17 protein-coding genes and 1 pseudogene are annotated in these 26,924 nt (G+C 43.0%); 10 read left to right on the forward strand and 8 right to left on the reverse strand.

Annotation, left to right across the window (positions count from 1 at the left end; translation table 11 throughout):
- Positions 1-51: 51 nt before the first annotated feature.
- Positions 52-1,653, forward strand: coding sequence for an isocitrate lyase (locus BWD47_RS03470; RefSeq protein ID WP_036972569.1), 1,602 nt, complete (start codon positions 52-54; stop codon positions 1,651-1,653).
- 872 nt (positions 1,654-2,525) lie between these two features.
- Here the strand turns inward: BWD47_RS03470 and BWD47_RS03475 are convergent.
- Positions 2,526-4,553: a S9 family peptidase gene (locus tag BWD47_RS03475; protein WP_065979218.1), complete on the reverse strand. Its 2,028-nt coding sequence runs from the start codon at positions 4,551-4,553 to the stop codon at positions 2,526-2,528.
- Positions 4,554-4,702: 149 nt separating this feature from the next.
- On the opposite strand from BWD47_RS03475, the gene BWD47_RS03480 reads away from it, so the two are divergent.
- Both BWD47_RS03480 and BWD47_RS03485 read left to right on the forward strand, forming a co-directional pair.
- Entirely contained in the window at positions 4,703-5,080 is a 378-nt protein-coding gene (locus BWD47_RS03480) for a VOC family protein (protein WP_065979219.1), read from the forward strand.
- A 628-nt stretch (positions 5,081-5,708) separates the two neighbouring features.
- The gene (locus tag BWD47_RS03485) at positions 5,709-6,692 is read left to right on the forward strand and encodes a WD40 repeat domain-containing protein (protein ID WP_075593377.1); all 984 of its coding nucleotides are present in this window, start codon (positions 5,709-5,711) and stop codon (positions 6,690-6,692) included.
- A gap of 56 nt (positions 6,693-6,748) precedes the next feature.
- Here BWD47_RS03485 and BWD47_RS03490 read toward each other — a convergent pair whose 3' ends face one another.
- From BWD47_RS03490 to BWD47_RS03510, 5 genes are all read right to left on the reverse strand, one after another.
- A complete protein-coding gene (locus BWD47_RS03490) occupies positions 6,749-7,606 on the reverse strand; it encodes an aminotransferase class IV (RefSeq protein ID WP_075593378.1) in 858 nt (285 codons plus the stop codon).
- 2 nt (positions 7,607-7,608) lie between these two features.
- A complete protein-coding gene (locus BWD47_RS03495) occupies positions 7,609-8,463 on the reverse strand; it encodes a glutamate cyclase domain-containing protein (RefSeq protein WP_075593379.1) in 855 nt (284 codons plus the stop codon).
- The gene (locus tag BWD47_RS03500; protein WP_075593467.1) at positions 8,448-9,179 is read right to left on the reverse strand and encodes a 5-oxoprolinase subunit PxpA; all 732 of its coding nucleotides are present in this window, start codon (positions 9,177-9,179) and stop codon (positions 8,448-8,450) included. Before BWD47_RS03500 ends, BWD47_RS03495 begins: the two co-directional genes overlap by 16 nt.
- A gap of 7 nt (positions 9,180-9,186) precedes the next feature.
- Positions 9,187-9,984 carry a putative hydro-lyase gene (locus BWD47_RS03505; protein ID WP_075593380.1) on the reverse strand — a complete coding sequence of 266 codons (798 nt, stop codon included), beginning with the start codon at positions 9,982-9,984 and terminating at the stop codon, positions 9,187-9,189.
- A gap of 67 nt (positions 9,985-10,051) precedes the next feature.
- Complete coding sequence (locus BWD47_RS03510) at positions 10,052-11,869, reverse strand: glycoside hydrolase family 3 protein (protein ID WP_036972975.1); 1,818 nt, start codon at positions 11,867-11,869, stop codon at positions 10,052-10,054.
- A gap of 350 nt (positions 11,870-12,219) precedes the next feature.
- On the opposite strand from BWD47_RS03510, the gene BWD47_RS03515 reads away from it, so the two are divergent.
- Positions 12,220-15,087, forward strand: a complete 2,868-nt coding sequence (locus BWD47_RS03515) for an FAD-binding and (Fe-S)-binding domain-containing protein (RefSeq protein ID WP_075593381.1) — start codon at positions 12,220-12,222, stop codon at positions 15,085-15,087.
- A gap of 81 nt (positions 15,088-15,168) precedes the next feature.
- Here BWD47_RS03515 and BWD47_RS03520 read toward each other — a convergent pair whose 3' ends face one another.
- Positions 15,169-16,356 carry an acyltransferase family protein gene (locus tag BWD47_RS03520; RefSeq protein WP_075593382.1) on the reverse strand — a complete coding sequence of 396 codons (1,188 nt, stop codon included), beginning with the start codon at positions 16,354-16,356 and terminating at the stop codon, positions 15,169-15,171.
- A gap of 325 nt (positions 16,357-16,681) precedes the next feature.
- Here BWD47_RS03520 and BWD47_RS03525 point away from each other — a divergent pair, with 325 nt between their 5' ends.
- Complete coding sequence (locus BWD47_RS03525; protein ID WP_305954736.1) at positions 16,682-18,295, forward strand: sensor domain-containing diguanylate cyclase; 1,614 nt, start codon at positions 16,682-16,684, stop codon at positions 18,293-18,295.
- A 52-nt stretch (positions 18,296-18,347) separates the two neighbouring features.
- Positions 18,348-19,049, forward strand: coding sequence for a M15 family metallopeptidase (locus BWD47_RS03530; protein WP_218640585.1), 702 nt, complete (start codon positions 18,348-18,350; stop codon positions 19,047-19,049).
- 145 nt (positions 19,050-19,194) lie between these two features.
- On the opposite strand, the gene BWD47_RS03535 is transcribed toward BWD47_RS03530, so the two are convergent.
- Complete coding sequence (locus BWD47_RS03535; protein WP_036972554.1) at positions 19,195-21,360, reverse strand: M3 family metallopeptidase; 2,166 nt, start codon at positions 21,358-21,360, stop codon at positions 19,195-19,197.
- A gap of 423 nt (positions 21,361-21,783) precedes the next feature.
- On the opposite strand from BWD47_RS03535, the gene folE2 reads away from it, so the two are divergent.
- The 4 genes and pseudogenes from folE2 to BWD47_RS03555 form a co-directional block, all read left to right on the forward strand.
- Positions 21,784-22,665 (forward strand): GTP cyclohydrolase FolE2, encoded by an 882-nt coding sequence (folE2, locus tag BWD47_RS03540; RefSeq protein WP_075593383.1) that lies wholly within the window; start codon positions 21,784-21,786, stop codon positions 22,663-22,665.
- A gap of 114 nt (positions 22,666-22,779) precedes the next feature.
- Positions 22,780-24,939, forward strand: coding sequence for a S46 family peptidase (locus tag BWD47_RS03545; RefSeq protein WP_036972550.1), 2,160 nt, complete (start codon positions 22,780-22,782; stop codon positions 24,937-24,939).
- A gap of 190 nt (positions 24,940-25,129) precedes the next feature.
- Positions 25,130-25,771, forward strand: a complete 642-nt coding sequence (locus tag BWD47_RS03550) for a thermostable hemolysin (RefSeq protein WP_065979225.1) — start codon at positions 25,130-25,132, stop codon at positions 25,769-25,771.
- Between the two features lie 44 nt (positions 25,772-25,815).
- A pseudogene (locus BWD47_RS03555) lies at positions 25,816-26,745 on the forward strand (AMP-binding protein); the annotation flags it as partial.
- Positions 26,746-26,924 lie beyond the last annotated feature (179 nt).

Genomic DNA, 26,924 nt, shown 5'->3' on the forward strand with positions numbered 1-26,924 from the left:
CACTCTCACTAACAAAAAAGATTAAATGAACCCGTTCGAAGGATTTTTATTATGACTACATATCAACGCGAAACAGATAACTTAGCGACTTTATGCCAAAGCCAGGGCAAAACGTGGCAATCAATTAACCCTGAATATGCAAGCCGCATGCGTTTACAAAACCGTTTTCGTACAGGGTTAGACATCGCACAGTACACAGCAGATATCATGCGCGCCGATATGGCAGCATACGATGCAGACCACAGCCAATACACGCAATCTTTAGGGTGTTGGCACGGTTTTACTGCACAACAAATGATGATGGCGATTAAACGTCATAATAAAACAACGAAACGCAGCTACGTGTATTTAAGTGGTTGGATGGTTGCTGCACTGCGCTCAGAGTTCGGTCCATTACCTGACCAAAGCATGCACGAAAAGACTTCTGTTCCAGCGCTAATTGAAGAAATTTACACGTTCTTAAAGCAAGCAGATGCACGTGAGCTTGATCACCTTTATAAAGACCTCGATGCGGCGAAAGCAAACGGCGGAGACGTACAAGCAGTCCTTGATAAAATTGATAACTTTGAAAGCCACGTAGTGCCAATTATTGCCGATATCGATGCTGGTTTCGGTAATGAAGAAGCAACATACCTACTTGCGAAGAAAATGATTGAAGCAGGTGCGTGTGCGATTCAAATTGAAAACCAAGTATCTGATGCAAAACAATGTGGTCATCAAGCGGGTAAAGTAACCGTTCCACATGAAGATTTCTTAGCAAAAATCAATGCGGTTCGTTATGCATTCCTAGAGCTAGGCATTGATAACGGTATTATTGTTGCACGTACTGACTCACTAGGTGCAAGCTTGACACAAAAAGTACCTGTATCTAAAGCGCCTGGCGACTTGGCAAGCCAATATACTTCATTCTTAGAAACAACGCCTGTAAACAGTGTTGATGAGTTAAACGAAGGCGACACCGCAATGAAGCTGAATGGCCAACTATGTAAACCAACACGTTTAGACAATGGTTTATACCAATTCCGTGAAGGAACAGAGAAAGACCGCGTTGTACTCGACTGTGTAACAAGCTTGCAATCAGGCGCAGACTTACTGTGGATTGAGACAGAAAAACCAAACGTTAAACAAATTGCAGAGCTTGTTAACCGCGTTAAAGAGCACGTGCCAAATGCGAAGCTTGTATACAATAACTCACCTTCGTTCAACTGGACGCTTAAGTTCCGTGAGCAAGTATACGCTGAATGGCAAGAGCAAGGTAAAGACCTATCTGCATACCCAAGCATTGATGACAACAAAGCATTAATGGCACCAGAAATGGATGATACTGAGCTTGCTGCAGCGGCTGATGTGCTTGTTCAAAACTTCCAACGAGATGGTGCGCGTGAAGCCGGTATTTTCCATCACTTAATTACACTGCCGACTTACCACACTGCGGCGCTAAGCACAGATATCCTATCAGAAGGTTATTTTGGTGACTTAGGAATGCTAGCGTATGTTCGCGATGTTCAACGTCAAGAAATCCGTCGTGAGCAAGCGTCAGTGAAACACCAAGACTTAGCAGGTTCTAATATTGGTGATACGCACAAAGAGTACTTCTCTGGTGAAAACGCACTGAAAGCGGGCGGTGAAGCAAACACCATGAACCAGTTCTAACCAAGTTGTAATATTCCTTTATAGCTATTCAATAATGTTGTTAGGGGCCTTCGGGCCCTTTTTCACTTTTAGTTATCAGTCTTCAGACTCGCATCCCGTAACTCGCATCTCGTATCTCGTATCTCTTATCTCGCACCTCGCACCTCGCATCTCGCATCTCGCACCTCGTAACTCGCATCTCGCACCTAGCATCTCGCACCTCAGATCAGAGTTTAACTAAGTCTTGGATCAGCCATTTACTAGCTTTTAGAAAAGACAGATCATGCTTTTACCAGCCTGCATTTTTTGGATCAGGATTTAACTACCTCCGCTATTTCTTGGTTGATTCAGCCTATTTATTGCTTATAAGTGTGGGTAAAAGGCCAAAATTGGCTTTTATAGCTGATTAGGGGCGGTAATTTGCGAGGAGAACTTCGTTTATAAACCGATTTTTTACCAACTTAAACGACCTACAAACCAAAATTTTACTAACTGATGCTAGCTTTTTAGCGGCACAAACCGATTTTTTACCAACTCAAGTTATTGATATTGGCCATAAACCGATTTTTTACTAACTGATGAGGAGACTATGTCCGATATTTGAGAAATGTATGTAAGGAGTTACTTACATATGTACTGTAAAGGGGGTTTACAATAATGGTTAAGAGTAAAGTCAAAAAGTAACAGCGGGTTTACCCCGCGTAATGGTTTTATTCATGACACGGCATAAAGCCACTGCTACTGGTATGTGCGAAACTATTTTACATTTTATGCTTTGCAAGTGACGCGATATAAAATCGCGTCTAATACTTTTTGCGATAAGTTAAACGAAACTGCGTCACGAAATCAGTTCACCTTGCGCAAATGAAACGTTCTTGCTTCGCTCTATGTTGTTAATCATTTCCACTGTTCTTATCAAACCACCATTGAATATACGCTACTTTGCTCATTAAGTTTGATGGACGAGCTGTAATGCCATGTGACGCATTTGGAATGCGTACCATTGCCGTATCAACACCTTGTAGCTTTAACGCTTGATAGAATTGCTCTGTTTCAGAAATCGGCGTGCGATAATCAGACTCACCCGTTAATAGCATAGTAGGAGTTTTTACATTACCTACATAACTAATGGGTGAGCGTTTCATATAATGCTCAATATTGTCCCAAGGTTTGCCCGGAAACCAATAATCAGCAAAGAAAGGATAGTAGTCGGCAGTTAGTACAAAACTGATCCAATTGATAACCGGCTTCGCAACAACGGCAGCTGCAAAGCGGTCAGTATGACCCACAATCCATGCCGTCAATACGCCACCACCTGAGCCTCCAGTAACAAACAGTTTGCTTTCATCAATAAAGCCTTTAGCGATAACCGCATCGACACCTGTCATCAAGTCATCAAAGTCATTGCTTGGGTAGTTATGATGAATTGTTTGCGCAAACTCTTTACCGTATGAGTCACTGCCACGTGGGTTCATGTATAGAACGACATTGCCCTTCGCAGCAAACAACTGAACTTCAGGGCTAAAGTGAGGTCCATAGTTTGCAACGGGCCCACCATGGATTTCGAGTACCAATGGGTACTTTTTGTTTTTATCAAAGCCAGGAGGGTAGGCAATCCACCCTTGAACAGCTAAGCCATCATGGCTTGATTTAACCCAAATTTCTTCCACTTTAGCCAGCTCTTTGTTGCCAAGTGCATCTTCGTTAAGTTGAGTTAAACGATTCACTTTACCGCGTTTAATTAATGCAATATCTGCAGGGCGCTGAGTGTCAGCCAGTGTAATTGCAACATCACCGTCTTCGCTTACATCAAAATCTCCGCCTGAATACGGGCGACCAAATGCCACACTGCCTATCTTCTCGGTAATAACCTTGTGTTTACCGTTTCGAGGTTGGTACGCTAAATGCGTTTTCCCTTCGCTGTCATAGCTAAAGTAAATGCCTCTACTGTCATCATCCCACTTAATTTCTTCAACGCTACGGTCAAGGTCTGTTGTTAAAACTGAGGTCTCACCAGACTTAAAATCAAGAAGGTAAATGTCACTGTTTTCATAGTTTGTTTTTTTATCATCGTAGCCTGTGTAGGCAAGGTATCGGCCATTGGGAGAGACTGCTGGTCGTGAGTCAGGACCTACCCGGTCGGTCACCTGTGAAATTGATAAGTCAGCTACGTTTAATTTGTAAATTTCCGAGTTAGTAGGTTTTAACTCATGATCTTCATGACGATTAGCTGAAAAATAAAAAGCATCGCCCGTTTCGTTAAAGCTAATTGAGCCGCCATGATCAAAGTTACCAAAGCTCAGCTGACGCGCGTTACCGCCAGTTGCACTGATCATGAAAAAATGGCGATAACCCGCCTTTGTATAACCGCCCCCATCGGCACGGTAATAGACGTCATCAATATATTTTGCAGGCTCCGCCCACTTAGCGCCTTCAGGCTTGCCCGGTAAAGACACAGGGCCGGCTGATTTTTCAGGAACAAATTGGCTAAACACCAAATTTTTACCATCTGGCGTCCATGTTAAACCACCCGGACTTTGCGTTAGGTTACTAATTTTTGCGACATTCCCTGTTTTTAGCCACTTAACATAAATTTGGCTACTCCCATCACGGGTAGAAATAAATGCCAAGCGAGTTTCGTCTGGCGACAACACAGGTGAGTAATCCATATGTACGCCGGATGTAAGCGGTAGCATTGTTTTACCATCAGGATTAACCGACCAAATATTACTGACTTTGCGATCGGTTTTAATGTCCATTCGATTTCGTACGAAAAAAATGGTCTCGCCATTTTTTGTCATTTCTAATTGGTTCGCGTATTCAAGATCGAAGACATTTTCAAGTTGGAATGTGTTGCTAGTTTGTGCGTGGCTATAAAAGCTGGCTACAGCAAGTAACGCCAAAGACGCTTTGAACTTCATAATGATTCCTTGTTATTGGTCGGTGTATATTCTGTTATAAAGTAGCAAACCATAAAAATATAGTTCATTGCGATGAATGGAAAAATCAATAGACAGATGCCCAATTCCCTTCTATGTTGAACACACTATTTTTTCTTAAGGAGCAGAAAATGATTGGTTACATAATGTTAGGCACGAATAACTTAGCTAAAGCGGTGAAGTTTTATGATGAACTTTTTTCTACCTTAAACGCTGAGCGCTTTTTAGAAACTGACCGCTTTGTGGCATGGAGCACAGGCCAAGATAAACCAGGCTTTGCAGTTACAAAACCTTATAATGATGAAAAAGCTACTGTTGGTAACGGTACGATGATTGCGATTGCCGTTGAAACACCAGCTCAAGTTGATGAATTTTATAAAAAAGCCATTGAACTCGGTGGAACAGATGAAGGTGCTCCGGGTCCTCGCGAAATGCCCGGTTTCTATGCCGGTTACTTTAGAGACCTAGATGGTAATAAACTTAATGTGTTTTGTTTTACACATGGGTGAGGAAAGTGAGCAGGCGCTAGGCACTAGAAAATAGGGCCTAGCAAATGTAGCAGCGGCTTTTGTTCGGCGCTAAAGCACCTCCTACCTCGCATCTGCCACATTGCACAAATGGTGACGGCCTCGCGCGAAATAAATTTCACGCCTACAAGAAAATCGTAGGGTTACCTTAAGCTGTGATGGGGCGGCTTTTGTTCGGCGCTAAAGCACCTCCTACCTCGCCCAACTGGTGACGGCCTCGCGCGAAATAAATTTCACGCCTACAAGAAAATCGTGGGGTTACCTTAAGCAGTGATGAGGCGGCTGTTGTTCGGCGCTAAAGCACCTCCTACCTCGCCCAACTGGTGACGGCCTCGCGCGAAATAAATTTCACGCCTACAAGAAAATCGTGGGGTTATCTTAAGCTGTGATGGGGCGGCTTTTGTTCGGCGCTAAAGCACCTCCTACCTCGCACCTCGACTATCTAACCACTAACCACTAACCACTAACCACTAACCACTAACCACTAACCACTAACCACTAACCACTAACCATCGAAAGCTGACAGCTAAAGTCAGAACTCCTACCCACTTCTACTTATTTTTATTACACTGCTGCTATACAAAATAATTATAAAAATAAGAGTAGTAGTATGACGTCGAAATTGCTTAAATCGCTTTCTTGTTTATTTGCTTTAAGCCTTGTGGGTTGTGGTGGGGGTGAGGTGTATACCGCGCCTGCAAAGGATGAATTTGCTCATGGTGATGAGTTATTAAGTGCCGCAGCATTGACTGAAGATGCCAGTCACTCTCTACTCGCAACTGAGTCTAAAGTGTGTGTTTGGGATAACCAGTTAAAAGCACGTCTATACGATTGCATAACAGGGCAGGGCGCTGAGCATGTAGAGCTTGCGGGGTTTAGTGCTAACAAATCGCGTTTTTATATTTCTAATCGTTTATCGGTGACCTTATTTGATACCCGCACGGGTCGAAGTATTAGCTCTTGGCTAACAGGGCAGGAGATAGCCAGAGATATCGCTATTTCAGCGTCAGGCGATACATTAGTGATTGCTTATCGTAGCGGCAAGGCTGAGGTAATAAATACCCGTACGGGCGATACTAAGCGCTTTGACATTCATCGTCTTGATATTAATAGCGTGGCGTTGTCGGCTGATGGGCTATGGGCGTTTACCGGCTCGAGCGACAAATACGTTAAGCTTTGGTCAACGAGTGATGGCAGTACACGCTTTGAACAGCGTTTAGCTACCAGAGTGAATCGCGTCACCTTAAATAAAGCAGGCACGTTAGGCTTTGCAATCGACTCGGTCGATGACCGAATTTTCTTTGATTTAGCCAATAAAAAAGAGCTTGCTGAGGTAGCCTCATACTCTAACTTTATTGAGTTCACCGCATCGCAATTTATCAATCAAGACAAATGGCTATTAACGGGATCGCCAAAAATGAAGATGCGATTATACCGTGTTGCTGATGGCGAGCTAATCGCTGAATATGAAGCAAAACAGCAGCGCCAACGTACCTCGGTGCTGAGTGTGGCTTACGATGGTACGCAGTTGTATTCAGAAACCAGTGACGGTCTATTACAGGCTTGGCCGTTTGAGCCAAAAAGCAGCAAATAGCAGATAAAACAAAAACGCCTACTTTAAGTAGGCATTTTTTAGATTTCTAATTTTAACTAGTAATCAAATTTATGCTTGGTAAACAAGCTTTGTACTTGTTGCCATACTGCACCCGGTTTACCGTCACCCACCAATTTACCGTTCACTTTTACCACTGGGCCCACTTCTTTGGTGGCGCTGGTGATCCACACTTCGTCGGCATCGAGTAGCTCATCTTTGCTTATAATGCGCTCTTGCACCTTAAAATCACTGTGGCTGTGTAAAATATTGAGGATTAACCAGCGAGTGATCCCCGGTAAAATTTGGTTATCAAGTGGTGGAGTGCTGATCACACCCTCTTTAACAATAAACACATTACTTGAGCTTGCTTCGGTAATTTCTTCTAAGCGGTTAAATAAAATCGTTTCTTTGTTGCCTGCCGCTGCGCCATGTTGGTAATGCATAACATTGCCAAGTAGCGCTGTTGATTTTATATGGCAGCGTTGCCAACGACGGTCTTGCTCAAGTGATACCGTGTACGTTGTTGCACTGTCGACATCGCTTTTGGGCTCTGCAGGAATTTCAAAGGCAAAGGCGAATACGGTTGGCGTGATATTGCTTGGGTAGCCGTGGGCGCGTTTTGTGTCGGCACCACGACTAACATGCAAGTAAATGCCTAGGTTATCACCATGGTTTTTTTCGCATAAGTCGTTACAAATTTTACGCCACGTATCAGCACTGTAATCTAGCTTTATTTCGAGCTCATTTAAGCCGTTATTCATGCGTTCGATATGCGCACCAAAGCCGAGCATTTTACCGTTGTAAGATGGGATCACTTCATAGATGCCATCACCAAATAAAAAGCCGCGATCCATTGGTGAAATCTTTGCTTCATCAGCACTTAGGTATTCACCGTTTAGGTATACCGTACCCATTGTTAAACCTCATTCTGTCTAGTAAGTTGGCGAAGCCGAGTTATTAATTGTTGGCCATGCATTGCATGAAGGCCGTCTTCAGTGAGCTCGTTTTTATGGGTAACACCATCCACACTGCCGCGCTCACTCAGGTATTGCAAAATGTTCAAAGGCTCTATATCAGCCAAAAAATCGGTGTTATGCCAGCGGCTTAAAAATGCGATAAGGCCATAGGCTGCCCAGTTAGATACATCGGCAAGTAGTAATTCATCGCAAGGCGTTACACTGGGTGTTATGTTGAGCCCATGCATATGCTTTGCAAGATTACCCATGCCAATTTCGTTGCCACCATCGCCTATTGCTATGGTTGGGCAGGTTGCTTCTGTTATAAAAAAATCAAAACAGCCACAGTGCTCCGAAATATCGATACCACGCATATTGTAATAACGTTGATGCTCATTAAGCCCCGGACGTTCGATTGACAGTAGGCAATCTGGCTTTAATTGCTCAAGCGCTTTAATGCTAAAGGTGCGGGCATTTTCTATACTGTTAATCGGCAATTCAAAACAGTTAAAATCGTTTTTTAATGCGCTGTAAAGGGGGTTGCCAGTGACTAAAATGGGCTGTTTTCCTAGCGTGTCTAACACGCTATAAAGTGCAATTGCACCAACCGGGCCATCGGTTTCAAAGGTGTTATTAACCGCAAATCCAGTGCCAATTAATACCGGTCCATTTGCTTTATGTAATGCCTGAGCTGCGCGTAAGTACGTGCCGGTGCTTTGCATTGCGTATAAATGCTGCATACCACGTGGATTTTGTTCAACCATCATGGTTTCAATTTGTCGGCTGAGGGCTTCGTCGCTTAGGCTTGCTGACATAATGTTTTAATCTCTTGAATTAGGGCAATGCCTGCTTCGTTATCACCATGCACGCAGAGGCTATCTGCATTCAGCGTTAACTGTTGACCGCTTCGAGTGGTCACAGTACCGTGTTTAATCAACTGTTTAACTTGTGCGATTAACGCGGGCTTGTCGTGTACACTGCCAGCAAGGTTACGTGACACAAGTGTACCTTCGTCGGTGTATTGGCGGTCGGCAAATGCCTCTAAAATAAGTTCTAAATTGAGTGCGCTTGCGTGTTCTTTGTGTTTATCTGCTTGATTGGTGGCTAAAATCATTAATTTTAATGACTTTGGGTAACTTGCAACGGCACGCATTACACTCTCTAAAATACGCTCATCACGCATCATGTCATTGTAAAGCGCGCCATGAGGTTTCACATAATTAAGTGTTAAACCATGCACTGCTGCCATGCCATCAATCGCCGCTATTTGGTAATGCAGGCAATTTATCAATTCTTGAGCGCTTAAAGCCATTGAGCGGCGACCAAAACCTTGTTTATCGGGGTAGCTTGGATGAGCGCCAACAGTGACATTATGCTGCTTGGCAAGGGCTAATGTGTTTGCCATTACATCGGCATCACCCGCATGAAAACCACAGGCAATATTGGCCATATCAATATGTGGCATTACTTGCTCATCAAGGCCCATTTTCCACATGCCAAAGCTTTCGCCTAAATCGCAATTAAGTTTCATGGTCATTTTATAACGCCGCCATTCTACTGTTTGGAATATCGGTGATCAGCATATGACCAGGACTATGTGTAATGCAAAAATCGGGTGCTGCATTCGCAATGGCAATTTGTGGGGTGACACCACAGGCCCAAAACACCGGAACTTCGCCATTTTTAATGATGACAGCATCACCAAATTCAGGCTTATTTATATTTTTTATACCAATCGCTGCTGGGTCACCAAAATGAACTGGTGCGCCATGAACACTTGGAAAACGGCTACACACTTGAATAGCGCGAATCGCATCAGCAGGCTTCATTGGTCGCATACTTACGACCATATTTGCATGAAACATTCCTGCACTTTGACAGGGCATATTAGTCACATACATCGGCACATTTTTATGCTCGGTGATATTACGAATTTCAAGCCCTGCGGCAATCAATGCTTCTTCAAATGAGAATGAGCAGCCAATTAGAAAGGTCACTAGATCATCACGCCATACATCGCTTATGTCAGTGACTTCTTCAACCATTTGACCATTTTTGAATATGCGATAGCGAGGCAAGTCGCTGCGTATATCAATGTCTTCACCAACGGTTGGCATATCGGTTACACCTGGCGAGTGGCTGGTTGCAATAATAGGGCATGACTTAGGGTTGGCTTGGCTAAATTGCAAAAAGTCGAACGCATATTGTTTCGGTAAAATAACTAGATTTGCCTGCACGAAACCAGGAGCAAAGCCAGAAGTATGACCGCTGTAGTCACCTGCCCGCACCAATTTCCTAATCGCTGCTGGGGTCGTTAATGATGCATCTTTTTGCACGTGCCTCTCCTTCAGTATTTAGCTTGAACCAACCATAACATTCAGTTCAATCTAAGGGTATTAGACATTAATTTATACCGTTAATTGTAACGGGAAGCTGTCCTTTCGCAGGGGCTTTACCCAGCAAAACTTTTGCCAATGCTGTGAATGCAGGGCCTGCGATTTTCTCGTCAGTGTCCACGTCAATATTGTAAGCATAGGTGGCAAGGACTGCATCACCAAATTTGCCAAATTGGGCAATATCGTACGGTGCGCGTAAGCTGACAAATACGGTCTTTTTGTTTGCTAATTTAGCTTGTTTAAGTAACGATTCTAGCGCGGCTGATTGGTCCGCAATCGCAAACTCTGGGTTATCGGCCAAGTCATCCATACCACCTACTTCGACAGCACTTTGCTTTGGTGAAGCATTCGCCGCAATAATCACATCGGCTTCGTTTAACTCTTTTAACGTTGAAAGTGGTTCAAAGCCTTGCAAGCTGGTGCAGCTAAAGCTTAACAACGTGTGTGTGTTATCCAGCAGAGCTTGTTGCAGAGCGAAACATTTTCGTGTGTCAGGCATAATTATATGCACTTTGGTGTTTTCTTTAAGTTTAAGCGGTAAAGTGTGCTTTTCGTTTTTAACTTCGGTAATGGCCGCTAATGCCAGTTCTGCCTCTACTTTTCGGTGGTGTTGATCACCAAGCAATAACTGCGCTTTTTTAATTGCGGCTTCATCGTCAAGCTGCGTTGTTAGGTTGAATTTTTCTTTAAGTTTTAAAATGCGTGTTGCTGATGCACTCACTTCATCGGCATTTAAGGTGCCACGTTTTACTTCGTTTTCTAATCGCTCTAGCAGTGTTTCGAGTACGGCTAAGTCTTTAGGACTTCTGATTTCAATTGGCATCAGCGCGATATCAACGCCTGCGGCAAATGTGTTGATTACAGCTTCGATAGGTTCGAAAAAATGGCTGATGCCTGCCATATCGAGGGCATCAGTGATAACAACCCCTTGATAACCAAGCTCATCGCGTAGCAAATCGGTGATGATTTTGCGCGACATGGTTGCTGGCTTGATCATGGTTTTACCTTCTTTGCTCACAAAGGTGCTGTTATCAAGCGCTGGGTACTGTATGTGCGCGGTCATTATCATACCCGGTTGCTGGTTTTTAATGATCTCTTTAAACGGCGGTAAATCTTGTTGCCAAATAGTCTCTTTGTCGTGCATCACTTTAGGCAGGCCTGTGTGGCTATCGACATTGGTATCGCCGTGCCCCGGAAAATGCTTTAACGATGAAATAACCCCATTATTTTCAAAGCCTGCCACTTGAGCGCCACCCAGTTTAGCTACCAATTGGGGGTCTTCACCGTAAGAGCGTACGTTGATCACAGGATTATCAGGGTTCATGTTTACATCAACCGTCGGCGCATAATTTACGTTAACGCCCAGAGCGAGCAGTTCATCGGCAATAATCCGAGCGGACTCTTTGGCAAAGTGAGTTCCATGCTCTTTATACGTTGCGCCAATCGACATATTGCCCGTGAATGACGTGCCTACATCGCGTGGTATACGAGCAACCCGGCCACCTTCTTGGTCAATCGAGATAAACAAAGGTAAGCCTAACGCTGACTTAGCCGCGGCTTTTTGTAAGTCGTTATTAAGTTTAATTACTTGCGGCACGGTATCAATATTTTCGGCAAATAAAATTACGCCACCAATATTATGTTTAGTGATGATATTGGCTAAATCAGCGGGTAAGTGTGTAACTGGCGTGCGGCATTTTTTATCGCCGATGTCTTGCTCGCCGATTTTTTGTTCGCAGTAATAGCGTAAGTCGAGCATTAGTTTTTGCCCTAACTGCTGTTTTAAAGTTAACGCAGACTCAGCAAATGATGATTGTAATGGCATGAAACACCCTAATCCGATAACCAGTGACGATAGTGCAAACTTATTTAACACAGCAAGCTCCAAAGCAAAACGCTTAATTAATTTTAAGAATAAATTATTCTCGATGTTAATGTGTTTTTAAATAGAAATACAGTATTTTTTTGCTACCCTAACGGTTTTTGGTTTGGACTGCAAAAAGCGTAGTTAAAACACTGAATATTACTTATAACCCCAAAAAATATAACGAAAACCCGACCTGCTCAGAACGAAGTTGATAATTTATCAATTTAATAAGTCGCTTTTTGATTAAAATTAAAGTAATAATATATTCCATATTTATCACACCAGATTAAGGCTAGCTTGGGGGCGAGATGGCATTAACCCGATTGCATGCGTTTAAACAATACATTACACCTTTTTTACCAGAGTCCGCATTAATAGAAGATTACTCGCGCCGCTATGCGTATGGAACAGACGCGAGCTTTTATCGTTTAATTCCTGAGTTAGTGGTTCTTGTCAGTAACCAAAAACAAGCAAAGCAGGTTATTAGCGCGGCAAATCAACATAACGTGCCTATTACCTTTCGGGCTGCGGGCACCAGCTTATCTGGCCAAGCAATTACCGACTCTGTCTTGGTTTTGCTGTGTGATAGTTGGAGCAACTTTGAAATTTTAGATAACGCCGATGCAATTCGTCTTCAGCCCGCCATTATTGGAGCTAGAGTCAATCAGGTGTTGGCCCCTTATGGTAAAAAGATTGGTCCTGATCCTGCGTCGATTAACAGCTGTAAAATTGCCGGTATGGCCGCTAATAACTCCTCTGGTATGTGCTGTGGTGTCGCACAAAATAGCTACCATACACTAAAAGATATGACGCTTATTTTTGCCGATGGCACAGAACTTAATACGGCTGACGAACACAGCTGCCAACGTTTCTTAAGCACCCATAGCGATTGGGTTAATGAGTTAATGAATTTAGTAGCCAGTGTTAAGCAAAACGCTGCACTCAGTGAGCTAATTACGCATAAGTACCGACTAAAAAACACCACCGGTTACGGTTTAAATGCGTTGTTGGATTTTTCTGATCCAATAGACATTATTAAGCATGTGATCATTGGTTCTGAGGGGACGTTAGCATTTATTGCCGATATCACTTACCACACGGTTATTGAACACAGCCATAAGCACACCGGCTTCTTTATTTTTGATGACATAAACAAAGTGTGTGAGTTAGTGCAAAGACTTAGCGAGCTTGATGTCGCCGCCGTTGAGCTACTTGATAAACGTGCCTTGATGTCAGTGGCAGAGCACGCCATTATGCCCAAGAATGTTGCTGATTACCCAGAGCACGCCGCGGCGCTTTTAATTGAGCTAAGAGCAGAAGATGCACACACGCTCAATGAGCTTACGCACGCCACGCAGCTGTTAATTAATGAGTTTAGCGAATCTGCGCTTGCTACCATCGCCTTTTCGGCTGATAGCGTACGCAATGCCGCACTGTGGAATATTCGCAAAGGAACATTTCCAGCGGTGGGAGCTGTGCGCGAAACAGGCACCACAGTAATTATAGAAGATGTTGCTTTTGCCCTTGATAAGCTGGCTTTGGGTGTTAATGCGCTTCATCAGCTCTTTATAAAATATGGCTACGATGAAGCGATCATTTTTGGTCATGCGCTGGCAGGAAATCTACATTTTGTGTTTACACAAGCATTCGATACTAAGCAGCAAGTAACGCGCTATGAGCAATTTATGGCAGATGTTGCCAACTTAGTCGCCGTTGAGCTTAAAGGATCACTAAAAGCAGAGCATGGCACGGGCCGTAACATGGCGCCTTTTGTGGCGACAGAGTGGGGCGATGATGGTTTTGCCGTGATGGTGAAGCTTAAGCAATTGTTTGATCCGAAAAATATACTCAACCCCGGGGTGATCATCAATGCTGATAAAAATGCGCATACGCAACATTTAAAAACCATGCCCAAAAGTGACGATATTATTGATACCTGCATTGAATGTGGTTTTTGTGAAGTTGTGTGCCCTTCAAAAGGACTCACTCTAACCCCAAGACAGCGTATAACTTTGTGGCGTCATCGCACTGAATTACACTCCGCGTTGCAGGCAACAGACGATTTAAAAACCAAGCAACAGTTAAATCAAAAGCTCACCGTTATTGAAAATGACTTTAAATATCTGGGGATTGATTCGTGTGCAGCAACAGGGCTGTGTGGCTTAAAATGCCCTGTGGGTATTAACACGGGCGAATTTATTAAATCATTAAGAGCCGAAAAAGCGGCTACAAACAAACTCACACGCTCGCTTGCAGCCTTTGCGAGTAAGCATTTTGCGGTCATAGCAGGTGGGGCACGATTGGGTTTAAATGTGATGCAGGTGCTTGAAAAAGCTATCGGCACAAACAACCTTGTGAGCTTAACTAAACCTGCTCATAGACTACTGGGTACGCCTTTGTATTTTTCGGCGTGGCCTCGTGCTGAGCAACCAATTAATTGTCACGTAAAGCAAAAGCCGCAACATAAAAAAATGGTGTATGTGCCAAGCTGCGCAGGACGGGTTTTTGCTGCCGATAAAGGCAGTGATGATACGCGTTCTCTTGTCGAAGTAATGCATTCGTTAGCTGCAAAGGCAGGGTTTGAAGTTATCATCCCTAAGCAGCCAGATTCATTATGCTGTGGTATGCCCTTTGCGAGTAAAGGCCTTAATAAAGAGTTTAAAAGCAAAAGTGAGCAATTACTAACAGAGCTAATTGACTGTTCAAATAATGGAGAATACCCCATCGTTTTTGACGCCAGTCCCTGCGCTTTAACCACATTGAATGCAGCAAAAAATACGCAACTGACTATTTTCGAAAGTGCAGACTTTGCAACCGAGCAGCTTTTAGCGCATTTGCAGGTAACTCAAACAAGCGAGCCTATTATGTTGCATGTAACTTGTAGCTCAAAGCGGTTAGGAAAAGAGCAAAGTTTAGTCACACTTGCCAAGGCATGCAGCTCAGACGTTATTATTCCGGCTGATATAGAATGCTGCGGCTTTGCTGGCGATAAAGGGTTTAATCTGCCGAAGCTTAACGCCAATGCGCTCAAAACACTCAAACAACAGGTACCAAAAAACTGCAATCGAGGGGTGTCTAATAGCCGCAGTTGTGAAATAGGCTTAACAGAGCACAGTGGTATTAGTTATCAATCTATTTTGTATTTACTTGATAAGCAAAGCAGCACTGTTAATTAGGAGCCTGTCTTATTAACAGTCAGTTCTATTAACGAGCCAGAACGAGCCAGTTGTGTTGCCACAACTGGCTTAATTCATTATTTACACTTTCCAAAAAATGCCTTTTTTATAGCAGCCATACATCACACCGTATGAGACAGCTAAAAACAGCAACGAAAACACAAAAGAAGCTAAGTGGTTATCTGTGATCAACGTGTTTATTGAGCGGTAAATAAGGCCCTTTAAGCTTGTATCCCCCACGGGGATCATAATTAATAACCGCGCCAGTATGGCTGCAAACATAAAGAATAAAATGGCGTTAGCACCAAACACAATGAAGGGAGCACCCCATGCACGTACTTTGTAAATGTCTAAAATTGCACTGCAAAACGCATAGGTAATTATTGCAAGTCCAGAGCTGAGTAACACATAACTTGGTGTCCAAAGTGCTTTATTGATAGGTGTAAGTGGCGAGATTAAGTAGCCTGCAATAACCGCTAACACACCTGTGAGGATAAAGACGCGCGCTTGTTTTTTTAGGTCTGTTTGTTTGGTTAAGTACACCGCCGCCAGTATGCCACTCAGCGCGCTGGCAATGGCAGGCAAAGTAGAGAAAATTCCCTCAGGGTCAAAAGGTAAGGGCTGTGCTTTAGCATAATAAACATGGTGACTGCCCAGTACTGCATTATCAATCCACGCGCTTAAATTATTACCGTGTAACCATAAACCATTAACGACATCTCCGTTGGGCAGTGGGTAGGGAAGGTAGAGCATCGCTACAGCATAGACTGCAAGTAAGCTAATACAGGTTAATGCAATTTTTTGAGGCGTTAAATAGAGGTAACAACACAGTGCTACGATATACACTAAGCCAATACGCTGCAGCACGCCAAGTACTCTCAGTTGCAAAAGTGTGTCATCAATCCAGCTAAAGGTTGGATCACGAAAATTATAAAAAAACAGTGCTAAAAACCAACCAAGAGCGAGTAGTTTAACGGCTCTAATTGCCCCCATTTTTAGTATATAAGCATGGTTAAACCCTTTAGCTCGCATGCTATCGACAGAAAGAGTAATCGACATACCAACAATAAAAATAAAAAAGGGAAAGATTAAATCGGTTGGTGTCCAGCCGTGCCACTCAGCGTGTTTTAGCGGCCAATACATTGCGCTCCAACTGCCTGGATTATTTACTAGAATCATTGCGGTGATGGTTAAGCCGCGCATAACGTCTAACGCCATTAAGCGATGCGGCGGTAATGTGTTTAGAATGGATGAACAGTGTTGTTTCATTTTGAATTTTTTATCTTTTATTAATGATTTTAATCTAGATAATTTATTCCTTTAAAGCAAGCCGTATCTAATTTTTTATAAACGAGGGCACCACACGCATGAATTTAAATGAAAGTGTATGAATCTATGAATCTATGAACCTATGAATCTATGAATCTATGGCAGTGGTTAATCAATAAAGTGATTTATTAGAGTAAATGCACTTATTGTTGCGCTAAATCAATATTTGAGAAAAGTTCTATAGAGGTACAAATTTATAATTGCTAGTATAAAGGTATTAGATGTGCTCGATACGGAGATTGGGCTTTATAAAATGAGATGTATCGTGCTTAATTGTCTTAGAGCGGGCTTGAACCTGCATCGCTTAATTTTACTGCTGGCGTTTTCTGCAACGCTCATTACCTTGCTAAATAGTTACTACTCAAGCTATCAAGTTCAAAAACAGCAGCTGATAGATAACACATTAAATAATCATGAAGCGTATGCGGCGAAGCTTGTGTCTGCTACCGATAACTTTTTATTGGCGGCGCAGCAGCAATTAGCATACGTTGCCAAAATACTTGAAGCAGATTTTACAAATCAAACGCTCATTAATGCTGAAGCAGAACGATTAAGGCTGCAAACAAACAGTTTTAATTCAACAATTATTGTCAATAAGTTTGGTGACATATTAGGGGTGTCGCCCCTTTCACTTAACTTACAAAATCGTAAAGTGGATAGTTTTGGTACCAAAGCCGCGCTGTCGTATCGCGTCCCTATGATCAGTGAGCCCTATATCTCAATGGCCGGTAACTTACTGATTTTTATGTCACAGCCGTTATTTAACTCAAACAATGAATTTATTGGCTATGTAGGCGGCACGTTATATTTAAAGCGTGCCAGTATTCTCAACGAACTATTGCAGGTACATTATCACCAAGACGGCTCGTATTTGTATGTCGTCGATGAAAACAACCGTTTGCTTTATCACCCCGATAAAGAGCGCATAGGTGAGCAAGTATTTGATAACCAAGTGATCAATGCTGTGCTTAAAGGCAAAGTTGGTAAGCAACAAGTGATTAATAGTCAAGGTGTTGCAATGTTAGCGGGGTATGCCCCCATGACAATGGCACCCTGGGGTGTGGTAACACAACGTCCGCTTGAAAGTACCCTTGCACCGCTTGATAGCTTAATGTGGCAAGTATTTATTAAAACGACGCCAATAGGAATATTAACATTCGTGTTAATTTGGGTGCTTGCAAAATTGATAGCTCAGCCTTTAAGAAAGCTGGCTGAAACAGCAAATACTTTGGATGAGCCCACAACATCAGTTGCACTTAAACACATTCGCTCTTGGTATTATGAGAGCGATGAACTGAGAAAAGCAATGCTCAAAGGGATTGGGCTGTTAGAAAGTAAAATAGGCCTTTTGCGTCACGAAGCACACACTGATCCGTTAACGGGTTTGCACAATCGAAGAAGCTTAAATATGCAGTTAAGCCAATTAATGGCACAGCAGCGCTCATTTGCGGTATTAGCGATTGATATTGATCACTTTAAACGCGTAAATGATGAGTTTGGTCACGATATTGGCGATGTTGTTTTGCAATCTTTAGCAAAAATACTCCTCGATGTGACGCGTGATAGCGATATTGTGGCACGCACTGGCGGTGAGGAATTCATTGTTATTTTACCTAATGTGCACCCTAAGCGTGCGTATCAATTGGCTGAACGTTTACGTATACGCATTTCTAAAAGCATTATTGAACCGGTGGGTAATATTAATGTATCGATTGGTATTGCGGGCTGGCCGCTTGAGCAATTAAGCCTAGACGACGTTATGAAATTAGCCGACCAAGCGCTTTATCTAGCAAAAAGAACAGGTCGCAATCGCTGTGTTGTCGATACGATTTATGATCAACAGGATACGTCGCTTTTTGAGGCGACAGAGTTGGAATAAGTTATTTATTGTGTAATAGTGAAATTAATTAAGTTATTAACGGATAAATTTAATGGCATTCACTCACTTATATAGCGTGTCTAAATCAATGGCTTTTGTCGGTGTAGCATTACTGAGCGCGGCATCGGTCAATGCAACCCCACAAGAAGATAAGCGCAGCGAGTTTGTAGATGTCGGTGCATTATTGCCAAATGCGATGCTCGATATTCGTTATTTTGGCCATCATAACTTTGTCGGCAAACCGATAGAGGGCTATAACGCCCCTAAGTGTTTATTGCACACCAGCGCTGCCAATGCGCTTAAAAAAGTGCAAAATGCGGCGCAAATTGAGGGACTTGGTCTAAAAATATTTGATTGTTACCGCCCACAACGCGCTGTTAATCATTTTGTGCGTTGGGTAAACGACCTAGAGGATACCCGCACAAAAGCTGAGTTTTATCCAAATTTAGGGAAAGACCAGCTGCTTGGCGACTATATTGCTGCTAAATCAGGCCACAGCCGAGGTTCAACTATCGACTTAACGTTGGTTGACTCTAAGGGGAAAGAGCTTGATATGGGGTCACCGTTTGATATGTTTGATACCCTTTCTAACACCGACGACTCACGAATTAGCCCCAGTCAAAAAGCAAATAGATATAAACTTAAACAGTTGATGACCGATGCAGGCTTTGCACCGTATTCAATGGAATGGTGGCACTTTACTTATCAGCCTCAGGCATACCCAGCCACCTACTTTGATTTTGTGGTGGAATAGAAAAGCTCTAAATTATTAAAAACGCGGCATAAAACGTTGTGACAGGTCGGTGTGAAACTACGGGGTTAATCCCACATAGCCATTGCCTAACGGAATGTCCCCACTTTGTGCCTTTATAAGCACAAAGTGGGGAGTCGCAACTGCTCTACTGAACAGTCGCTTTTAAACCACGGCGTTTTAATAGCGCTGAGGTATCAGGTTCTTGACCACGGAATGCTTTGAACGATTCCATAAGGTCACGTGAGTTACCAACTTCTAAAATCTCTTTACGGTATTTATCACCCATTTCGCGTGTTAAACCACCTTGCTCTTGTACATAAGCAAAGGCATCTGCCGCTAAGATTTCACTCCACATATATGCGTAGTAACCAGCTGAGTAGCCACCACCCATAGAGTGTGAGAAGAAGGCTGATTTATAACGAGGTGGAACAAATGGTACGTTCACGCCGTGTTTAGTCAGTGCTTCTTGTTCAAACTTCTCGATATCTTGCAGGGGAGCATCTGCACTCAGTGAGTGCCATTCCATATCTAACAGCGCTGCTGCAACATACTCAAGCGTATCGTAGCCTTGGTTAAAGCTGCGAGATTGAATTACTTTTTTCAGTAATTCATCAGGAATTGGCTCACCTGTTTTGTGGTGTTTTGCATAATTAGCGATAACTTCAGGGTACATTGCCCAGTCTTCTTCAAAGGTAGAAGGGAACTCTACGAAGTCACGCGATACCGACGTACCAGACAATGTTGGGTACTTCACGTTTGAGAACATGCCGTGTAGGCCATGACCTAATTCGTGGAAGATTGTCGTGGCTTCATCATAGCTGATAAGTGTTGGTTCGCCATTGGCACCTTTTTGAATGTTCATAACATTCACAACCACGGGTTTTTGCTCTTTTAAGCCAGACTGTTTCACGAACGAGCTCATCCATGCACCACCACGTTTACCTTCACGGGCAAAGTAATCAGCAAAGAAAATAGCTAAGCTCTTACCGTCTGCATCAAATAATTCGTACGCTTTCACATCTGGGTGATAAACGGGCAGATCGTTGCGTGGTTTGAAAGTAATACCGTATAAACGGTTCATTGTGTAAAACACGCCGTCTTCTAATACGCGGTTAAATTCAAAATATTCTTTAACAGCGTTTTCATCTAGGTTGTATTTATCTTTACGCACTTGCTCTGCGTAGAATAACCAGTCCCACGGTTGCAGCTTAAATTGCTCACCTGACTCATCAATTTTCGCTTGGATTGCTGCCGCTTCTGCGTTGACGTTTTGCATCAATGCCGGGATCATGCTGGCAAACATATCAAATACGGCTTCTGGTTTTTTCGCCATTTGCGACTCTAAACCAAACGCAGCCCAGCTGTCATAACCTAGTAATTTGGCTTTTTGAGCACGTAACTTAGCAAGTTCAGCAACAATTTCACGGTTGCTGTTTTCGCCTGAAAGAGCACGCTCTGCAGATGCACGCCATACTTTTTCACGCAGGTCACGATTTTTCAGTGTGGCTAAAATTGGTTGACGTGTGGTGTTAGTGATTTTGATTAGGTACTTACCCGGGTGACCCGCTTCTGTGGCAGCATTAGCAAGCTGTTCAACTTGACCCGCAGGTAAGCCTTCAAGCTGTGCTTTGTCATCAACTAACACAACGTTGGTTTTAGTCAGTGCTAGTAGGTTTTGCGAGAATTGCGTGGTTAAGCTTGAATGCTTTGTATTGATATCACGGATTTGTTGTTTTTCTTCTGCGTTTAGTTTTGCACCTGCACGTACAAAGCGCTTGTAGTAAACATCAAGTAAGCGCTTTTCTTCGGCTGTTAGCGCTAAAGAATCCATTTGTTCATGTACGCTAGCAACTTTGTCGAACAGTGCTTTATTTAAGAAAATATTGTCGTTATGTGCAGCAAGCTTTGGAGCGAGTTCTTTTTGTATTTCACGACGAGCAGGGTTTGAATCACTGCCTGCTAGGTTATAAAAAATGCTGCGTGTGCGCGTTAATAATTCACCGCTTTTTTCAAGTGCAACAACGGTGTTAGCAAAGTCAGGCTTTGCTGTGTTGTTGATGATCGCTTGAACTTCTGCCATTTGCTCTGTCATGCCCTTATTGAAAGCAGGCATGAAGTGCTCATCTTTAATGGCGTTGAAATCAGGCGTTTCGTATTGTAGTTCGCTTTTCACAAACAGTGGGTTTGTTTGTTCAACAGCGCTTGCCGGTGCTGTTTGCTCTGTAGTGGTATTGTTTGCTGTTGTTTGTGGTTCAGAACAGGCCGTTAACAATAACGCTGAACTGATCGCTGTTGCGAGTAAGTGTTTCATTGTTTATCTCTTTTTTATTTCTAAAATTAAATTGCGCCGGTAATGCGAAAGCTTCGTTAATAGTTAGTCGCGGCGCAGTTATGCTCACTAGGAGCACAATGACTGTGTAACCAATAGACTGAGGATACTGTGGATGACGACGAATGACCCCATCCGTTGCGATAAGGTGATTATTGGCTGCGATAAGTGGTGAATCTACCCTAAACCCCGACTGTCTTTATTATATAAACAGACCAAAATCATATCGCCTTTTTGTCAATTTTAAAAGCAACCGTATTTTTTAGCCCCATTCTCAGTGATTAAATGGTATGTTATATTGTATCATTAATTATTCAGATAAACTGTATTGGCATTTTATTTTTAAGTCAGTCATTAGGAAAAGGCCATCAGGCTTTTAATTTTAGTCATTTATAAGAATCCACTATGTATTTACCCGATATAACCTCACACAATAATAGCCATTTTCAATTTCCGTTAAAGTGGGTCGGTATGGAAAAAATAGCCTTACCTATCAAGCTTGAGTTGGCGGGGTTAAATGTGGCGCTTAATGCGTTTGCTGATGTGTTTGTTAGCCTAGACAGCAATGCTAAAGGCATTCATATGTCGCGTTTGTATTTAATGCTTAATCAGATGTTGGCACAGCAAACATTAACTCAGCATCGATTGGCTGAGTGTATGAACCACATGCTTGCTTCTCAACAGGGCTTAAGCCAAGGAGCAAAGCTGGTGCTACATTTTGATTTACCGTTGTTAAAACCGGCATTGCTCAGTGATAACGCGGGGTATAATGCTTACCCCGTGGTGTTAACCATTACTCAGCAAGCGCACCTAACGGTTAAATTAAACGTCACGATTGCTTACAGTAGTACATGCCCGTGCTCAGCGGCGTTGTCGCGACAGCTTTTAAGTGAAGCGGTCGACACACATTTTAAAGAGGACAGCATCGATAAGCACGCATTGTTAGGCTGGCTTGCCAGTGAAGAAAGCTCGATTGCAACGCCGCATAGCCAGCGCTCTTATGCCTACATAGACGCCACCTTTGAGAGTGAACAATTGCCTGATCTTTCGCATTTTATACAAACATGTGAACACGCAATTGGTACTCCCGTGCAAACCGCGGTTAAGCGTGAAGATGAGCAAGCATTTGCAGCCCTTAATGCAGAAAACTTATTATTTTGTGAGGATGCAGCAAGGCGATTAAAGGCATGTTTAGAGGCAATGAATGGGCTTGCTGACTATCAGTTTAAAATTGAACATCAAGAAAGTTTGCATGCGCATAATGCCGTGGTTTACGAGGCTAAGTAGGCTTAAATGTTTACAAACTTTGACAATCGTAGTCGCAAATTATTGCTATTGTACAAAACAAGGTGAATGATACGACCGCTAAAAATGATTAACAAAATAATATAAAGGTATTCTATGCGTTTTAAATTTATTGCAGCTGCAGTGGGTCTCGCTGTGGCAAATGTTGCTGTTGCAGACGAAGGTATGTGGCAACCTCACCAATTGCCAGAACTTGAATCAATTTTGAAAGCGAAAGGCTTGAACATCGACGTACAGTCAATCTCAAAATTGACAGAGTTTCCAATGAATGCAGTTATCAGCCTTGGGGGGTGTACCGCTTCGTTTGTTTCACCTAAAGGGTTAGTGGTAACAAATCATCACTGTGCGTATGGCTCAATTCAGTACAACTCAACAACCGAGAACAACATTCTTGAAAACGGCTTTCTTGCTAAAAATCATGCCGAAGAAGTGCCTGCCGCACCAGGTTCACGCGTGTACGTGACTGAAGATGTCGTTGAAGTCACAGATAAAGTAAACCAAGGCACCGATACCCTAACCGGTAAAGCGCGTTTTGATGCCATTGAAGCAAACCGAAAAGCATTGGTAAGCGAGTGTGAGCAAGATGATAGCTACCGCTGTAATGTGTATACTTTTCATGGTGGCTTAGAGTATTACTTAATTAAGTCACTTGAAATTAAAGATGTGCGTTTAGCGTATGCCCCAGCCATGGGCGTGGGTAAATATGGCGGCGACATTGATAACTGGATGTGGCCGCGTCACACGGGTGACTTTTCATTCTACCGTGCTTATGTGGGCAAGGATGGCAAACCCGCTGAGTTTTCTAAAGACAATGTTCCTTACCAAAGCGATGCGTTTTTAAAAGTCAGTGCCAAGGGCGTACAAGAGGGTGACTTTGTAATGGTAACGGGCTACCCAGGTAGCACTAACCGCTACCGTATTTCACCTGAGGTTGATTACGTGTTTAACACGGCTTATCCACTGGCACGCAAATACAATTCAAAATATGTTTCATTGATTGAAGAAAATGCCCCAGAGGGTTCCGCGGCGCGTATTGCTTACGAAAGCACAATCGCTGGCTATAACAATTACATTAAAAATTATGGCTCAATGATAGAGAGCTTTAATAAAGGTTCAATGTATACCCGCAAACAGCAATTCGAGAAAGATCTAGCAGCGTGGATTAATAAAGACAGTCAACGTAAAGCTAAATACGGCAGCGTGTTGGCAGATTTAACCGCGTTAGTCGATGAGTCGCAGCAGCATAATCAACGCGACCGCATGTTAGGGTATGTGCATCGTTCGCAAATGATGTCATCAGCGCGCATGCTGTATCGTTTAGCCTATGAAAAGCAAAAGCCAGACGCAGAACGTGAAAGCGGCTACCAAGAGCGTGATATTCCACGTATTAAATCTCGCCTAGAAAGCATGAGCCGCCGTTACGACGAAACGGTTGATAAAGCTATTTTACTGTACTTTATTGAGCAGTATGCAGCGCTACCAAGCGACGAGCGTGTTGCAGAAGTTGATAAAGCACTTGGTTTAAGCGCTGGTTTTGACAAGCAAAAGCAACAGGCTTTGCTTGATGATATGTATGCTAACTCAGTGCTAAGCGATGAAACAAAGCGTCTATGGATGACTGATTTAGACCTTGCACAATTAAAGCAAAGCAGCGATCCATTTATTCAATACGCACACGCTATTTTTAACGTGATGAAAGACATTGAAGATGCGAAAAAAGAGCTTGAAGGTAAGCAACAAGCTGCGCGCCCAGCTCTAATGGAAGCCATTATTGCTTACAACAAAGCGATGAACAAACCTGTTTATGCTGATGCTAACAGCACATTACGTGTGACGTATGGCACGGTAGGTGGCTATTCACCGCAGGATGGCTTAGTGGCAACCCCCTTTACATCTTTAGAAGGATTGCTTGCAAAGAACACCGGCGTTGAACCATTCAACTCTCCTGAAAAGCAAAATGAGTTGATTAAACAAAAGCTTTACGGCGACTACACGGGCGGCATGAATACGGTGCCCGTTAACTTTTTATCGAATGTTGATACCACAGGTGGTAACTCAGGTTCACCTACTTTAAACGGCAATGCCGAGCTGGTTGGTTTACTGTTTGATGGTGTGTACGAGAGTATTATTGGTGATTGGGATTACGATGCTAATCTAAATCGCTCTATCCATGTTGATTCACGCTACATGCTGTGGGTGATGGATAAGGTCGACAATGCCCAAAACTTATTAAAAGAAATGAGCATCGTTAAATAACACGGTTAAATAGCTTTATTATCTGAGCGATAAAATGCCAGTCCTTGCGACTGGCATTTTTGTTTTTAATGAAAATAAATGCATTTCAATTCAAGGAAATAAAAATATTTTATAAAAATAAATATTTCTTAAGTTTTATTTAAGTTTCGCTCGATAAATTTTACACATAACCTATGTGGAGCGAACGATAATGCTGTCAGTTAAACACTCACAATATACGCAAGTAAACGATCCCACTTTTGTTTGTGTACGCGAAGGGGGACACGGCCGTGACCGTCTCGAGAATACTATTAAGCAAGGTTTTGCTGCTGCCTATAATGCGAAAATTACGCAATTTATGCCGTTACTTTGCGAGCTCAATATTGATGGTGAAGTGTGTACGCTAGGGCTTCGCTCTGCATCATATCCTTTGTTTATTGAACAGTACCTGCCAGCGCCTATTGAGCATTTCGTGAATGCCAAGCGTGAGCAGATTTTTGAGCTAGGTAATTTGTGCTCAACGCATCGAAAAGCCACCTTGGCGCATTTTGTGTTAATGAACGAAGCGCTTTATCAAGCAGGGGCAAGCCATTTAGTGTTTTGTGCCACTCGTAAAGTACGTGCTTTATTAAAAATGCTGGGTGTTCATTGCAATGAAATTGGTGTTGCGAATGCCTATGCACTTCAAGACCCTGCGAGTTGGGGCAGCTATTACGATAACCAACCGACCCTTTGTGTCGTTGACTTAAATGAAGCGCATCAATGCATCATAAACACCCCCGCTTTATTCAATATTAAACAACAGTGTTTGTTGTCATCGCTTGAGCTTGCTGTGTTTTTGGAGGCGCTATGAATTGGTTTGCACAGTTACCGCACCGCGATAGCGACGTTTTATTGATGTGCCAGCACCCTGATGGTGTGCGTTCTTTAACTAAGCATGGCTTTCTTGAAGAGGTCGCGCGTTTATTACCAACATTGGCTGAATTTTCAGGCCAAGGCGTTGCTTTCCAACTGGATAACACACCTGCATGGTGTGTGCTTGAAGCCGCACTCACTGAACTTGAAAGAGTCGCGATTCCGCTTCCAACGTTTTTTACCGCACAGCAAATTGCGCTGAGTCTAGAAAATAGTGGGGCTAAGTTGTTCGTATGTGACCGTGTTTTCGAAGGCGAAAATGCAACATTAGTGGCCTTGGTTGACGTATGTAAACGCTACCCTTTATATGTATATCAGTTATCTGATACACAGCCGATTACATATTTCGAAAATACGCAAAAAATAACCTTTACGTCGGGCTCAACAGGTACGCCAAAAGGGGTGTGTTTATCGCTTGAAAGCCAAATTAAGGTGGCAACGTCACTTTATAAACGTATTGGTTTAGAAAAACCAAACCATCTGTGTCTTTTACCTTTACCTGTACTTCTTGAGAACTTAGCCGGTGTTTATGCGCCTTTGTTAGCGGGTGGGAGTGTTAATGTAGTGCCATTGGCTGAACTTGGTTTTTCGGGGGCTCAGTTACGTGAACCGCAAAAACTCATTGCTGCGATAGAGCGCACTGAGCCCAATACCCTCATTTTAGTGCCAGAACTTCTTAGCTGCTTAGTGGCCTTTGCAAAGCAGGGATGGCAAGCGCCGACTAGCTTACAATTTATTGCTGTGGGGGGAGCTGTGGTGAGTCGCAAACTGATCAAGCAAGCCCGTGAATACGGCTTACCGGTTTATCAGGGTTATGGCTTATCTGAGTCTTCATCGGTGGTGAGCTTAAATACCCCAGCTGATGATGATATTGAAACGGCGGGGCGCGCGCTCAATCACATTCAATACAAAATTGAAAACAACCAACTGTTTATTAAAGGCTCATTATTTTTAGGTTACTTAGGGCAAGCGGCACATAAGAGCGATGATTGGTATGCAACAGGTGACTTGGTCGCTGAGCATGAGGGTCGCATAGTGATCCAGGGACGCTTAAAAAACCAGCTAATCACGAGCGTTGGCCGCAATATCAG

It is taken from the genome of Pseudoalteromonas sp. PAB 2.2, from assembly GCF_001938575.1.
GTDB lineage: Bacteria > Pseudomonadota > Gammaproteobacteria > Enterobacterales > Alteromonadaceae > Pseudoalteromonas > Pseudoalteromonas lipolytica.